General features: G+C 58.5%; 14 protein-coding genes. 10 read left to right on the top strand and 4 right to left on the bottom strand.

The window, feature by feature from the left end:
* Nucleotides 1–27: 27 nt before the first annotated feature.
* Complete coding sequence (locus AC2FF8_RS09595; protein WP_496879557.1) at nucleotides 28–732, top strand: SIMPL domain-containing protein; 705 nt, start codon at nucleotides 28–30, stop codon at nucleotides 730–732.
* A 2-nt stretch (nucleotides 733–734) separates the two neighbouring features.
* Here the strand turns inward: AC2FF8_RS09595 and AC2FF8_RS09600 are convergent, their stop codons facing one another.
* The 3 genes from AC2FF8_RS09600 to AC2FF8_RS09610 form a co-directional block, all read right to left on the bottom strand.
* A complete protein-coding gene (locus AC2FF8_RS09600) occupies nucleotides 735–1,445 on the bottom strand; it encodes a GNAT family N-acetyltransferase (protein ID WP_480684532.1) in 711 nt (236 codons plus the stop codon).
* Nucleotides 1,446–1,447: 2 nt separating this feature from the next.
* Nucleotides 1,448–2,740 (bottom strand): O-acetylhomoserine aminocarboxypropyltransferase/cysteine synthase family protein, encoded by a 1,293-nt coding sequence (locus AC2FF8_RS09605; protein WP_152457691.1) that lies wholly within the window; start codon nucleotides 2,738–2,740, stop codon nucleotides 1,448–1,450.
* 72 nt (nucleotides 2,741–2,812) lie between these two features.
* Nucleotides 2,813–3,808: a GT-B fold glycosyltransferase domain-containing protein gene (locus AC2FF8_RS09610; protein WP_496879558.1), complete on the bottom strand. Its 996-nt coding sequence runs from the start codon at nucleotides 3,806–3,808 to the stop codon at nucleotides 2,813–2,815.
* A gap of 442 nt (nucleotides 3,809–4,250) precedes the next feature.
* Between AC2FF8_RS09610 and AC2FF8_RS09615 the strand changes: the two genes are divergently transcribed.
* The 3 genes from AC2FF8_RS09615 to preA are packed head-to-tail and all read left to right on the top strand — an operon-like array spanning nucleotide 4,251 to nucleotide 7,791.
* Complete coding sequence (locus AC2FF8_RS09615; RefSeq protein WP_496879559.1) at nucleotides 4,251–5,585, top strand: NAD(P)-dependent oxidoreductase; 1,335 nt, start codon at nucleotides 4,251–4,253, stop codon at nucleotides 5,583–5,585.
* A gap of 46 nt (nucleotides 5,586–5,631) precedes the next feature.
* The gene (locus AC2FF8_RS09620; protein ID WP_496879560.1) at nucleotides 5,632–6,468 is read left to right on the top strand and encodes a methyltransferase domain-containing protein; all 837 of its coding nucleotides are present in this window, start codon (nucleotides 5,632–5,634) and stop codon (nucleotides 6,466–6,468) included.
* Between the two features lie 18 nt (nucleotides 6,469–6,486).
* Nucleotides 6,487–7,791: an NAD-dependent dihydropyrimidine dehydrogenase subunit PreA gene (gene preA / locus AC2FF8_RS09625; protein WP_170344677.1), complete on the top strand. Its 1,305-nt coding sequence runs from the start codon at nucleotides 6,487–6,489 to the stop codon at nucleotides 7,789–7,791.
* Nucleotides 7,792–7,838: 47 nt separating this feature from the next.
* Here preA and AC2FF8_RS09630 read toward each other — a convergent pair whose 3' ends face one another.
* Entirely contained in the window at nucleotides 7,839–8,447 is a 609-nt protein-coding gene (locus AC2FF8_RS09630; RefSeq protein ID WP_496879561.1) for a TetR family transcriptional regulator C-terminal domain-containing protein, read from the bottom strand.
* Between the two features lie 172 nt (nucleotides 8,448–8,619).
* Between AC2FF8_RS09630 and AC2FF8_RS09635 the strand changes: the two genes are divergently transcribed.
* From AC2FF8_RS09635 to AC2FF8_RS09660, 6 genes are all read left to right on the top strand, one after another.
* Entirely contained in the window at nucleotides 8,620–9,870 is a 1,251-nt protein-coding gene (locus AC2FF8_RS09635; RefSeq protein WP_170344675.1) for a Zn-dependent hydrolase, read from the top strand.
* A 92-nt stretch (nucleotides 9,871–9,962) separates the two neighbouring features.
* Complete coding sequence (gene hydA, locus AC2FF8_RS09640) at nucleotides 9,963–11,417, top strand: dihydropyrimidinase (protein WP_496879562.1); 1,455 nt, start codon at nucleotides 9,963–9,965, stop codon at nucleotides 11,415–11,417.
* A 55-nt stretch (nucleotides 11,418–11,472) separates the two neighbouring features.
* Nucleotides 11,473–12,270 carry an ABC transporter ATP-binding protein gene (locus AC2FF8_RS09645; protein ID WP_496873015.1) on the top strand — a complete coding sequence of 266 codons (798 nt, stop codon included), beginning with the start codon at nucleotides 11,473–11,475 and terminating at the stop codon, nucleotides 12,268–12,270.
* Nucleotides 12,260–12,703, top strand: coding sequence for a GNAT family N-acetyltransferase (locus tag AC2FF8_RS09650; RefSeq protein WP_257600540.1), 444 nt, complete (start codon nucleotides 12,260–12,262; stop codon nucleotides 12,701–12,703). The genes AC2FF8_RS09645 and AC2FF8_RS09650 overlap by 11 nt, the downstream gene beginning before the upstream one ends.
* Complete coding sequence (locus AC2FF8_RS09655) at nucleotides 12,700–13,617, top strand: ABC transporter permease (protein ID WP_170344671.1); 918 nt, start codon at nucleotides 12,700–12,702, stop codon at nucleotides 13,615–13,617. Before AC2FF8_RS09650 ends, AC2FF8_RS09655 begins: the two co-directional genes overlap by 4 nt.
* Nucleotides 13,614–14,459 carry an ABC transporter permease gene (locus tag AC2FF8_RS09660; protein ID WP_171168553.1) on the top strand — a complete coding sequence of 282 codons (846 nt, stop codon included), beginning with the start codon at nucleotides 13,614–13,616 and terminating at the stop codon, nucleotides 14,457–14,459. The genes AC2FF8_RS09655 and AC2FF8_RS09660 overlap by 4 nt, the downstream gene beginning before the upstream one ends.

Raw genomic sequence — 14,459 nt, forward strand, 5'->3', positions numbered from 1 at the left:
ACCCATCTTAGTACAAAACAAATTGGAGTGATAACCTTGAAGACATTCGCTTTTCTGGCCGCGATGATGGCGGCTACGGCTGCCGGGGCCGCTCATGCGGAAGAACGTCGCATCAACGTTGATGCAACCGGAACAGTGCAGATTGCGCCTGATATGGCGACGATAACCCTGGGCGTGACCCACGAAAACGCCGAAGCCTCGGCTGCGATGCAGGCGACGTCGGATGCCGTTTCCAAAGTTCTTGCGCGCCTGACCGAGATGGGTATCGAAGATCGTGACGTCCAGACACGGGACCTTTCATTGTCGCCCGTCTGGTCGGGTCGTCATGGACAGAATGGCGAGAAGCCTGAAATCACCGGCTTTACAGCGTCCAACCGCGTGTTTGTGCGTGTGCGCGACCTGACCCAACTGGGGAAGGTCATGGACGCGGTCATTCAGGGCGGCGCCAATGATTTCGGGGGCCTGAGCTTTGGCGTGCAGGATCCCAAACCGATCGAGGCGCAGGCGCGCGCCAAGGCCGTCGGCGAAGCCACTGCCAAGGCACAGCAGTTGGCACAGGCCGCGGGCGTGACGCTCGGCCCGGTTCAGTCGATCTCGGAACAATCGGCAGGTATCCGTCCGATGGCAGAAATGCGCGCGCTGAGCATGGCGGATGCGGGTGGTGTTCCCGTCGCGGGCGGCGAGGTTTCGGTTTCCGTCAGCGTCTCGATGGAATTCGAGATTTCAGAATAGGGTCAATCCTTTGCACGGGCCATCAGCGGTTTGCGCTGCTGGCCCGTGCTGTCAAAATTGTCGGGCGACAGCCAGGCTTCGAATGCATCGCGAATGCGCGGCCATTCAGTGTCGATGATCGCGTACCATGCCGTGTCCCTGTTGCGGCCCTTGTAATGGGTCGCCTGCCGAAACACCCCTTCGAAAGCAAACCCCAGCCGTTCAGCGGCATTGCGTGACGGTGCATTCAGTGCATCGCATTTCCACTCGTACCGGCGATAGCCAAGCTCGTCGAAAACCCGTTTCATCATGAGGTACATGACCTCGGTCGATTGCGGCTTGCGTTGCAGCAGCGGCGAAAAGTGGATGTGACCGACTTCGATGGCACCCGCCGCGGGTTCGATCCGAAGATATGAGGCCATGCCCACCGGCACTTCGTCCGCATCCAGTACGGTATGAAACATCGGGTCCGCATCCATGCAGTTGGCGCGGGCCCAGTCTTCAAACTGCGGCTCACTGTCAAACGGGCCATAGGGCAGGTATGTCCAGTTGCGGCCATCCTTGTCATTTGCAAACGCCCGGAAAAGTCCGGGCGCATGGCGATTCACATCCAGCGGCACGACAGAACAGTACCGGCCTTCCATCGGTGTATAAGGCGGTGTCGGGCGCGGAAAGTCACCCGTCACCGGCAAACCGATGGGCTGGCCCAGTGCGTTTGTGGCGTGCCCGGCCATTGTCAGGCGCTGGCCTTGGCGAGGGCCTGATCTAGGTCCGCGATCAGGTCGTTCACGTCTTCGATGCCGATAGATACCCGCACGACACCCGGACCTGCCCCGGCAGCCTCTTGCTGCTCCGGTGTCAGTTGACGGTGGGTGGTCGAGGCCGAATGGATGATCAACGAGCGGGCATCGCCCAGATTGGCCACATGGCTGAAAATCTCAAGAGCGTTGACCAGTTTGATACAGGCGTCATAACCGCCCTTCACCGCAAAGGTGAACAGCGCACCGGCGCCACGTGGATACTGCGATTTGACCCGGTCTTTGTAAGGTGATGACGGCAATCCCGCATAGGTGACGTATTCCACCCGGTCATCCGCTTCCAGCCACGCAGCGATTTTCTGGGCGTTTTCAACGTGACGCTCCATCCGCAGCGACAGTGTTTCGATTCCCATCAGCGTGTAATGCGCCGCCTGCGGGTTCATTGTCATACCCAGATCGCGCAGGCCAATGGCAATACCGTGGAACGTGAAGGCCAGCGGGCCAAAGGTCTCGTGGAACTTCAGGCCGTGATAGGCTGGCTCGGGTTCGCTCAGTGACGGGAATTTGTCATTCGCGGACCAATCGAACTTGCCAGAATCCACGATGCACCCGCCGGTGACGGTGCCGTTGCCGGTCAGGTACTTGGTGGTTGAATGCACTACCAGCGTCGCGCCGTGCTCGATCGGACGGCACAGGTAGGGCGTGGCCGAGGTGTTGTCGACGATCAGCGGGATGCCCGCTGCATCAGCAACATCCGCCAACGCACGGATATCAGACACATAACCGCCCGGGTTGGCGATGGACTCGCAGAACACGGCGCGGGTGTTTTCGTCGATGGCATCCTTCACGGCATCCAGATCATCGGTGTCCACGAATTTGGCGGACCAGCCAAAGCGTTTGATCGTCTGGCTGAACTGCGTGACCGTGCCGCCATACAATCGGGTCGAAGCGACCACGTTGCAGCCGGGCCCCATCAACGGGAACAGCGCCATGATCTGTGCCGCATGCCCGGACGAGCAGCACACCGCCCCGACGCCGCCTTCAAGCGTCGCCACGCGTTCCTGAAGAACGGCGACGGTTGGGTTGGTCAGGCGGGAATAGATAAAGCCCACCTCTTGCAGGTTGAACAGGGCCGCTGCATGGTCTGCATCACGGAACACATAGGCAGTTGTCTGATAAATCGGTGTCTGGCGTGCTCCGGTCGCCGGGTCGGGGCGGGCGCCCGCATGAATTTGCAATGTGTCGAAACCGTAGGTCGGGCCGTCAGACATCTTGAAAATCTCCTGTTGGTATCTGTCTTGCGGAATCTGTAGGCCATTGCCCGCCTGCGCACAACGATCCTGTCAGCGCAACCAGAGGCCTTTGCTTTTGATCGCATTGCGCAGCGCCTGTTCCCGCCGCGGCAGATTGTCCTGATCAAACAGGGCGCGGATTTTTGCGCCTTTGCCCTGAAGAACCAGCTTTTTCAGCGGGTCATATTGCTTGAGCACTTTTTTGACCTTGTTGGGGGCCACGACGGTTTCCAGCACATCGATAACATGGTCGCTTTCGCGGGCATAAAGCAGAGGGAACAGGCGATAGTGGCAGCTGACGGCCCCATCCAGAAGCCCGTCAGGCAAAGCATCCCGCCCGCCGCCGAAAGAATGAATGACCAGTGGCAGGGCCGCCTGATCCAGCCATGGGTCAAGGTTCTGGCCCGTCAGTTCGGGAATGTTCTCATCCCGGATCGTTCTTGCGTAGTCCAGGTACCGTTCACCGAACATCCTGGGGCATTTGTAAAAGAAGTAACCCGCGTTGAAGTAAAGGTAGCGCCGCCAGTAACCATCGGGTTGGTCCGGATCCACCGAGCTTTCGAAATCCAATCCGAAGCGCGCATAAAGCGCCCGCCAGATACCGTCAAAGCCGGGGCCGTACAGCGTCGGCTTTGGCCACGTGCCCTCGACCTTCAATGACGCTCCGGGGCGGTCGAAATCGAACGGAACGCTTGTGATGTCGCCGGTGATCAGCGTGTCCGTATCAAAGAACACAAAGGGTTCCCCTTCCGGCAGGGCCAACAAAGCCTCGATCTTGTTGCCATAAGGGTAGCTTTCGCCAAAAACATGCGAGTCGAAGGGCAGGATTTCGGCATCCAACTGTTTCAGGGCCTTCAGAACGTCTTCGTCCTGGATGCTGGGGGTGTGGGTCCAGCGCGGGCCCGGGTTGGGTGTGGCGACAAACAGCCTGCCTTTGAACCCGGGCGAACAATGGCGAAGCGAGGCCGCGAACAACAGGGCCTCATATTGCAAACGGTTGTTTTGCCCGACAACCGCGATGTTGAATTTCCGAGAATTTGCCTGCATCTATGCCCATTCCTGAAAGCTGCCGGAACCGGCACCCTTTGATCCGGATTACAGCAAGCGGGGTGGGGCGTCAAAAGCCGAAAGCTTGATTTCTTGTTATCTATGGCATTCCTCTCATCGCGCCAAGGAAGCGGCGAGCAAGGTCATTTTGCAGGTTTTCCGAGGTTGGCCCGGTTCCTGTCGAAAGGTGAAATCGGCGGTGAGCCATGCTCACAGAACCTTGTTTGCCAATCCCCGCACATCCCTTTCTTGGCCAAATCCTGCCTTTGGACCCAATGTTTCAACGCTTTTCATGCTTAATCCGCGGGCGAAGTGCCCCAAAACACAGTTGTTTTCGCAAGGTTTTTCATTTTTTGACCATTTGGCAAATTTTACCAATTGATAAAAAATTTATTTGTGGCAAGCTGAGAGCATAACAAACATATCTACAGGGAGTAGAGTGATGGCACAGGGCCAGATGGCACCCGGTATCGTAGCCGGGCGGCTTTCAAGCGATGAGCTGACCTCGAATTTCACCGATCTGCATCCGCCGCTTGCCCAGCATGAGGCCGCAGTAGCCGCAGATCGCTGTTATTTCTGCTACGACGCACCATGCGTAACCGCCTGTCCAACGGAAATCGATATCCCGTTGTTCATTCGCCAGATTCAGGCCGGTCAACCGCAATCAGCAGGGCGCACGATCCTGGAACAGAACATTCTGGGCGGAATGTGCGCTCGGGTCTGTCCAACCGAAACATTGTGCGAAGAGGCCTGCGTTCGCGAGGCGGCCGAAGGCAAGCCGGTTGAAATCGGGCGCCTGCAACGTTTTGCCACCGATGAAATCATGGCCTCGGGTGTACATCCGTTCGAACGTGCGCCTTCGACCGGTAAGACAGTTGCGGTTGTGGGGGCCGGGCCTGCGGGTCTGGCCTGCGCCCACCGGCTGGCCATGCTGGGCCATGATGTGGTGATCCATGAAAGCAAGCCCAAGCCCGGCGGCCTGAATGAATACGGTATTGCGGCCTACAAATCGACCAACGATTTCGCACAGGCCGAGGTGGACTGGCTGCTGAAAATCGGAGGGATTTCAATCGAGACCGGATCGGTTTTGGGCGAAAGCATCTCATTGGATGGGCTGGTCGAAAACTACGACGCGGTGTTTCTGTCCATTGGTCTTGCTGGCGTCAACGCCCTGCGTGCAGACGGGGTGGACAAGGACGGTGTGCGGGACGCGGTCGATTTCATCTCGGACGTGCGGCAGGCCAGTGACCTTGCCGATCTGCCCGTTGGACGGAATGTGGTCGTCATCGGCGGAGGCATGACAGCTGTGGATGCCGCTGTGGAATCCAAGCTTTTGGGGGCCGAAAACGTCACGATTGCCTATCGCCGTGGCCGCGACGCCATGGGGGCCAGCCGGTACGAGCAGGACCTGGCAGCGTCGCATGGCGTTCGGATCATGACCAATGTTCAGCCAGTGGCCATCCACGGCAATGGTGCAGCGGCCGAAATCGAACTGGAATATACATCCAGCCAGAACGGTCAGCTCATCGGAACCGGAGAAACGATCCGCTTGCCGGCAGATCAGGTGCTCAAGGCCATTGGTCAGACGCTGAAGGGCGCACCCGAAGGCCTGACGCTGGATGGCGGCAAGATCGCCGTCAGCGGGGCTGGCCGAACCTCCTTGGCTGGTGTCTGGGCCGGTGGTGACTGTGCTGCGGGTGGCGAAGACCTGACCGTAACGGCCGTTGCCGAAGGTCGGGACGCGGCAATGGACATCCACGCGACGCTCGTTTCGTGATAGGGTGGGGTATTCACCCCATTCCTTTCGCTGCTGAGGTATTCCCATGTCCCAGATCGAACAAGCCGTTGCTCAACACTATACCACCGGTGCACTGACCGAACGCGTCCGCGCGGCGCTGGAGGCCAGCGGCATCGATCCGGATGCGGCCACCGTTGCGGATCTGAAGGCTGGGGATGAATTCCATACAGGCGGCGTTCTAGCAACCGACAACCTGTTTGCGCAGCTTTCGCCGACCCATGCGACACGCGTTCTGGATATCGGATGCGGCATCGGAGGCACATCCCGGTACATAGTGGACAAATACGATTCAACGGTGACAGGGGTCGACCTGACGCCCGAGTTCGTGGAAACCGCAACTGCGCTCAGCGATCTGGTCGGGCATTCCGAAAAGACCAGCTTTCACGTTGGCAGTGCGCTGGACATGCCTGTGCCGGATGCCGGGTTCGACCTTGCCGTCATGATGCATGTGGGCATGAATATCGAAGACAAAGCGGGGCTGTTCGCGGAAGTGTCACGGGTTCTGGCCACCGGTGGCACCTTTGCCCTGTTCGATGTCATGGGCGGAGAGGTGGATGAGCCGCTGGCTTTTCCTCTTCCTTGGTCCACATCGCCGGAAACCTCCTTTGTTCACGCGCCGGATGTATACAAGGACGCCGCGGCTGCGGCTGGTCTTGAGCTGGTTGCTGAAACGGACCGCACCGCGTTTGCGATCCAGTTCTTCGAAGATGTGTTTGCCAAGATAGCCAAGACCGGACCAGCGCCGCTGGGTATCCACCTGATGATGGGCGAAACGGCGCCCGAAAAGTTCCAAAACTACGTCAAAAACCTCAAGGCCGGGCGTATTCGCCCGACCGAAATGATATTCAAAAAAACCGGCTGAGCCGGGAAGGGAGAAGCCATGGCCGATCTGACGACAAACTTTCTGGGTATTTCCAGCCCCAACCCGTACTGGCTGGCCTCTGCGCCGCCGACGGACAAGGAATACAATGTGCGCCGCGCCTTCGAAGCCGGGTGGGGCGGGGTTGTCTGGAAAACGCTGGGATCCGAGGGACCTCCGGTCGTGAACGTGAATGGCCCGCGTTATGGCGCTATCTACGGGGCCGACCGCCGTTTGCTGGGCCTGAACAATATCGAACTGATCACGGATCGTCCGCTCGAGGTGAACCTCGAGGAAATGGCGCGGGTCAAATCCGATTACCCGGATCGCGCTTTGATCGCGTCGATCATGGTTCCGTGCGAGGAAGAGGCGTGGAAGGCCATTCTGCCGCGTGTGGCCGAAACCGGTGCGGACGGGATCGAGCTGAACTTCGGCTGTCCGCATGGGATGAGCGAACGCGGCATGGGCTCGGCCGTGGGGCAGGTTCCGGAATATATCGAGATGGTCACGCGCTGGTGCAAACAGTATTACGACCGTCCGGTCATCGTTAAGCTTACGCCGAACATCACTGACATCCGCAAGCCGGCTGCGGCAGCCAGAAACGGTGGCGCGGATGCGGTGTCACTGATCAACACCATCAATTCGATCACCAGCGTCAATCTGGATACGTTCAGCCCAGAACCGTCCATTGACGGCAAAGGCAGCCATGGTGGGTATTGCGGCCCCGCAGTCAAGCCCATTGCATTGTCGATGGTGTCCGAGATCGCACGGGCCGAGGCGACGCGAGGCCTGCCCATTTCCGGCATCGGCGGCGTCACCACATGGCGCGATGCGGCCGAGTTCATCTCGCTGGGCTGCGGCAACGTTCAGGTGTGCACCGCTGCAATGACCTATGGCTTCAAGATCATCGACGAACTGACGGCAGGGCTGTCGGAATGGATGGATGAGAAAGGTTATTCCAGCATTGATGAGGTGATCGGACGTGCGGTGCCCAATGTCACTGACTGGCAGTATCTGAACCTCAACTACGTCGCCAAGGCCAAGATCGATCAGGATCAGTGCATCAAGTGTGGCCGGTGTTATGCAGCCTGTGAAGACACCAGCCATCAGGCGATTTCCATGTCCGAGGACCGCGTCTTCGAGGTAATGGATGACGAATGCGTCGCCTGCAACCTCTGCGTCGATGTTTGTCCGATCGAAGGCTGCATCGATATGGTGCCGATGGCAGCGGGCGAGGTTGACCCCCGTACCGGAAAAGAAGTTCAGCCAACCTATGCGAACTGGACGACGCATCCGAACAACCCGATGGCCAAGGCGGCCGAATGAGGGGATTGCGACAGATCATCAAGGGGCCGTTTTTTCGGCCCCTTTTTTCAAGGGCTCAGAAGTTTGCGGTACATGGTATCAACAAAGGTTTCCGCGCCCTCGAACGGATCTTCGTTGCCCAGAATTGCACGAACCTGAACATCGAAATCGGCATAGTGCTGCGTCAAGGCCCAGATCGAAAACACCAGGTGGTAGGGATGCACCCGCGCGATTTTTCCCTGATCCATCCAACCGGTAAGGATCGTGATTTTTTCGTCGACCAGTGCCTTGAGATCATTGGACAATGCATCATGAATGCGCGGCGCGCCCTGCACAAGCTCGTTGGCAAAAAGGCGGCTTTCCCGTGGTAGCTCCTGACTCATCTGCAACTTGCGCCGAATGTATGCCAGGATTTCCTCCAACGGATCGCCGTTTGCGTTCAGGTCGTGCAGCGGGGCCAGCCAGGTATCCAGCAGGCCGGACAGCAATTCAGTGTGGATCGCTTCTTTTGATGGGAAATAGTACAACAGGTTCGGCTTGCTCAGACCTGCTTCTGCCGCGATCTGATCAACGGTTGCACCGCGAAACCCGTGGGCCGAAAACACGTTCAGGGCAGCCTCTAGAATCGCGGCGCGGTTCTTTTTCTGAATACGGGTCGGTGCGCGGTCTTTTGGCATGTTTTCAACGTGTCTCTTTTTTCGTCGAACAGGTGCGGAATACACTGAAAATTTCAGCCGTGCCGCGCAAATTCTTGACTGATACCGAACCCGTGATAGCGTGAGTTTGACCATATGGTCAAATCAAGACACCAAAAGCGAGCCAAATCGCAAGCAAACAGGGAAGATGAACATGGCAGCTCCGGCGCAGAATCTCAGGATCAATGGCGACAGGTTGTGGGACAGCCTGATGGAGATGGCCAAGATCGGCCCGGGTGTCGCCGGTGGCAACAATCGCCAGACCCTGACGGATGAAGACGCGGAAGGCCGCGCCCTGTTCCAGAAGTGGTGCGAGGAAGCTGGGTGCACCATGGGGCTTGACCAGATGGGCAACATGTTCGCCCGCCGCGAAGGCACCGACCCGGACGCGCTGCCGGTTTACGTGGGATCGCATCTGGATACGCAGCCGACCGGCGGTAAATACGATGGTGTGCTGGGTGTTCTGGCCGGCCTGGAACTGATCCGGACGCTGAACGACCTGGGGATCAAGACGAAACATCCGATCGTCGCCACCAACTGGACGAATGAAGAAGGCACACGTTACGCACCGGCAATGCTGTCGTCGGGCGTGTTTGCAGGGATGCACACGCAGGATTGGGCATATAACCGCGAAGACGCTGAAGGCAAAAAGTTCGGGGATGAGTTGAACCGGATCGGCTGGCGAGGTGATGAAGAAGTTGGCGCCCGCAAGATGCATGCGTTCTTTGAGTTGCATATCGAACAGGGGCCGATCCTTGAAGCCGAAGGCAAAGATATCGGCGTCGTCACCCATGGTCAGGGGCTGAGTTGGACGCAGATCACGGTAACGGGCAAGGATGCGCATACCGGATCGACACCGATGCCGATGCGCAAGAATGCCGGTCTGGCCATGGCGCGGATCCTGGAGAAGGTCGACGAGATCGCATGGTCTCATGCTCCGCATGCGGTGGGTGCGGCGGGGCATATCGATGTCTACCCGAACTCACGCAATGTGATCCCGGGCAAGGTGGTGTTTACGGTCGATTTCCGCTCGCCCGAGCTGGAGGTGATCACCGACATGGAAAACCGCCTGCGGGTGGCTGCCGAGGATATCGTTGACGAGATGGGCCTTCAGATCGAATTCGAGAAAGTCGGCGGGTTCGATCCGGTGAAATTTGACGATGCTTGTGTGTCGGCCGTGCGAAACGCAGCTGAACGGCTGGGCTATTCGCACACCGATATCATTTCGGGTGCGGGGCATGACGCCTGTTGGATCAACCGGGTTGCTCCGACCGCGATGGTCATGTGCCCTTGTGTTGACGGGCTGAGCCACAATGAGGCGGAGGAAATCAGCAAGGAATGGGCGGCAGCCGGGGCGGATGTTCTGCTGCATGCCGTGGTCGAGACCGCCGAAATCGTGGAATAGGGGGCGCTGCCCCCGTCGCCCCGAGGGCGACTCCCCCGGGATATTTTTGGCCAGATGAAGCAAGCGGCGCAGACCGCATCAGGGAGTTCAAAATGAGTACTGTCATCAAAAACGGAACCGTTGTCACCGCGGATTTGACTTACAAGGCGGACGTATTGGTCGAGGGTGGCGTGATCACCGAAATCGGTATGAACCTGACGGGGGACAAGGAACTGGACGCCACCGGCTGTTTTGTCATGCCGGGCGGGATTGACCCTCATACCCATCTCGAAATGCCGTTCATGGGCACCTATTCCAGCGATGACTTTGAAAGCGGGACGCGGGCGGCGCTGGCTGGTGGCACGACCATGGTTGTCGATTTTGCACTGCCCAACCCGGGTGAAAGCCTGCTGGATGCGCTGAAACGTTGGGACAACAAGTCGACACGGGCGAATTGTGACTATTCGTTCCATATGGCGGTGACCTGGTGGGGGGAACAGGTGTTCGACGACATCAAAACCGTGATCGAGACGCGCGGTATCAACACCTTCAAGCATTTCATGGCCTACAAGGGCGCGCTGATGGTGAATGATGATGAGTTGTTCGCCTCGTTCAAGCGACTTGCCGAGCTTGGCGGTACCGCCCTGGTACATGCCGAGAACGGGGATGTGGTGGCAGAGCTGAGCGCCAAGCTGCTTGCAGAAGGGAACACCGGCCCCGAAGCACATGCGTATTCCCGCCCGCCGCAGGTTGAAGGTGAAGCCACCAACCGGGCAATCATGATCGCGGACATGGCGGGTGTGCCACTGTATGTTGTACACACCTCGTGTGAAGAGGCGCATGAAGCCATCCGCCGGGCAAAAATGCAGGGTAAGCGAGTATGGGGAGAGCCCCTGATCCAGCACCTGACATTGGACGAAAGTGAATATTTCAATCAGGATTGGGACCACGCGGCGCGACGGGTCATGAGCCCTCCGTTCCGCAACAAACAGCATCAGGACAGCCTCTGGAATGGCCTGCAATCGGGAACGCTGAGCGTGGTCGCCACCGATCACTGCGCCTTCACAACCGAACAGAAACGTTTTGGTGTTGGGGATTTCACCAAGATCCCGAACGGCACCGGCGGGCTGGAAGACCGGATGCCGATGCTGTGGACCTATGGGGTCAACACTGGACGCCTGACACCGAATGAATTCGTGGCTGTCACTTCAACAAACATTGCCAAGATATTGAATTGCTATCCTAAAAAGGGTGCCATTCTGGTCGGGGCGGATGCTGATCTTGTCGTTTGGGATCCTGAGAAGACCAAAACGATAAGTGCGGCGACGCAGCAGTCGGCGATCGACTACAACGTGTTCGAGGGGCACGCGGTCAAGGGCCTGCCACGCTTTACCCTGACACGGGGACAGGTGGCAGTGCATGACGGTGAAATCCGGACGCAGGAAGGTCATGGGGACTTTGTCGCGCGCGAGGCCAACACTACCGTCAACAAGGCGCTGAGCACCTGGAAAGAGCTGACGGCCCCAAGGCCTGTCGAGCGGACGGGAATTCCGGCGACCGGTGTTTGATCAGTCGGGGCGGCCTTGCAGGCGGCCCTGGCACCACTCTTCTCAAGGCAATAAAATGAACACTGAAAGCACGACCCAGCCCGTCATCGAGGCAAGGCAGCTGGACCTGACATTCCAGACCAATGATGGGCCAGTACAGGCGCTCAAGGACGTGAACCTGACAATTGAAAAGGGCGATTTTGTCAGTTTCATCGGGCCGTCCGGTTGTGGCAAAACCACCTTTCTACGCTGTATCGCAGCCCTTGAGACACCTACGGGCGGGACGCTGACCGTCAATGGCATGACGCCTGATGAGGCGCGTCGAAACCGGGCGTATGGGTATGTTTTCCAGGCGGCGGGCCTTTATCCTTGGCGCACAATTGCCAAGAACATAAAACTGCCTCTTGAGATAATGGGATTCACCGCTGTCGAACAGGATGAGCAGGTGAAGAGGGTCCTGGAACTCGTTGATCTGGAAGGGTTTGGCGGAAAGTTTCCCTGGCAGTTGTCGGGCGGGATGCAGCAGAGGGCCAGTATCGCGCGGGCCCTTGCGTTTGACGCGGATATCCTGCTGATGGACGAGCCGTTCGGGGCGCTGGATGAGATCGTGCGGGACCACCTGAACGAGCAGCTTCTTGAGCTCTGGGCGCGGACGGAAAAGACGATCGGATTCGTGACACACTCCATTCCCGAGGCGGTTTACCTGAGCACCAAGATCGTGGTGATGAGCCCGCGGCCCGGGCGGATTGCAGATGTGATTGACAGCCCGCTGCCCAAGGAACGGCCGCTGGATATCCGTGATACTCCGGAATTCATTGAGGTCGCGCATCGCGTCCGAGAAGGTTTGCGGGGTGGGCATTCCAATGACGACTAACCTGAATGCGGATAAAATCCGGCGCGCGGCACCAGGCGATGTGCCAGCCTGTGCCAGGGTTGTTCATGACTGGGTCACGCAAACAGACTGGATGCCCGACGAACTGCCGGTCGATGAACTGGCAAAACTGATCAGCGACGCATTCGACGACCGTGAAATGTGGGTCGCAGGTGATCCGGTCGATTGCTACATGTCAGTGGACCCGACACAGAACAAAATCGGCGCGCTGTATTGCAGCCGGACGGGACAGGGTATCGGCAAGCGCCTTGTCGACAAGGCAAAAGAGGGCCGGGATTTTCTCTGGCTGACGACGCATCGGCCCAATACGGCGGCGCAACGCTTTTATCGCCGTGAAGGGTTTGAAGTGACGGCCGAGGAACCTCCTGTGCCACCGGATACCGTTCCGGTCTTCAGAATGGAGTGGCGTGCATGAAGCAGGTCATCGCCGTATTCACAGTCATCGCCGCAATTGTTCTGTTCTGGTACGTGGCCTGTATTCCGATGAACATAAAGGGCGTGTTGACCGAACAGGAACGTGCCGGGGCCGTCGTGCAGCCGCCATCCGCCAAGGACCGGCGTGACATGTCCGAGGTTGGTCTTGTTTTGAACAACACTTTCGCCATCCCGGCCACATGGGAACAGGACCGGCCTCGACTGCCGGCCCCGCATCAGGTCGCCATCGAGATGTGGGAAACGACGGTCCAGAAAAAGATCACCTCGAAACGGTCACTGATCTATCACGGCTGGGTCACGCTGAGTGCAACGATGCTTGGGTTTGCGATTGGCACCGGGCTGGGAATCCTTCTGGCCGTGGGTATCGTGCATAGCCGTGTGATGGACCTGTCGGTCATGCCATGGGCCATTGTCAGTCAAACCATTCCGATCATCGCGCTGGCGCCGATGATCATTGTGGTGCTGTATTCCGTTGGTATTCAAGGGATCATTCCCAAGGCGATCATATCGGCCTATCTGAGTTTCTTTCCGGTTGTCGTCGGCATGGTCAAAGGATTGCGCAGTCCTGATGCGATGCAGCTGGATTTGTTGCGGACGTATAACGCCAGCCGGTCTCAGGGTTTCTGGAAGCTGCGCCTGCCGGCATCCATGCCGTATCTGTTCACCTCGCTGAAAATCGGGATCGCTGCGTCGCTGGTCGGTGCCATTGTTGGTGAGCTTCCGACAGGGGCTGTTGCCGGTCTGGGCGCGCGGTTGCTTGCTGGCAGCTATTACGGTCAGACGGTACAGATCTGGTCGGCTCTGTTCGCGGCGGCCATTCTGGCGGCGTGCCTGGTCGGGCTGCTGGGGCTGATTGAACGGGCCGTACTGAAACGAATGGGGATGGCGCAATGATACTGGTTTTCTGTGCTGTCCTGCTTTGGCTCTTTGGCTGGTGGTTGAACAGCCGGTTGGCCAGCGGGCCTTACGCCGACACCCGAATGGTGCGGCTTCTGGCCCCGCTGATCTTTGGCCTGACGGTCATTGGGATCTGGGAGCTTCTGGTGCGCGGGCTTGAGGTTCCACTGGTTATCCTGCCAGCGCCATCGGTGATTGCGGTGCGGTTTGCGGACAGCCTTCCGATCCTGTGGGCTGACTTTGTGCAGACCATCATCAAGGGCGCGCTCAGCGGCTATGTCATCGGGTGCATTGCTGCCTTTCTGATGGCGATTGCCGTGGATCGCTGGGATTTCCTGCGCCTGGGCCTGTTGCCGGTCGGCAATTTCGTGGCCGCCCTGCCGATTGTCGGAACCGCCCCCATCCTGGTGATGTGGTTCGGGTTCGACTGGCACTCCAAGGCGGCGGTGGTGGTTGTGATGGTGTTCTTTCCGATGCTCGTCAACACCGTGGCCGGGCTACGTGAAGCCACCTCGATGCAACGCGATCTGATGGAGACCTATGCCGCAACCTATTGGCAGAGCTTTTTGAAGCTGCGACTGCCTGCGGCGATGCCCTTCATTTTCAACGGGCTGAAGATTTCCACCACTTTGGCGCTGATCGGCGCTATCGTGGCCGAGTTCTTCGGCTCGCCGACACTTGGTATGGGGTTCCGGATATCAACCAGTGTCGGGCAACTGTCGTTGGACATGGTCTGGGCCGAAATCGTTGTTGCGGCACTCGCAGGTACAGCCTTTTATGGGCTGGTGGCGGGGATCGAAAAAGTGGTGACCTTCTGGCACCCGTCACAGCGCGGATAA

The organism is Ruegeria sp. YTSA144, from assembly GCF_059610125.1.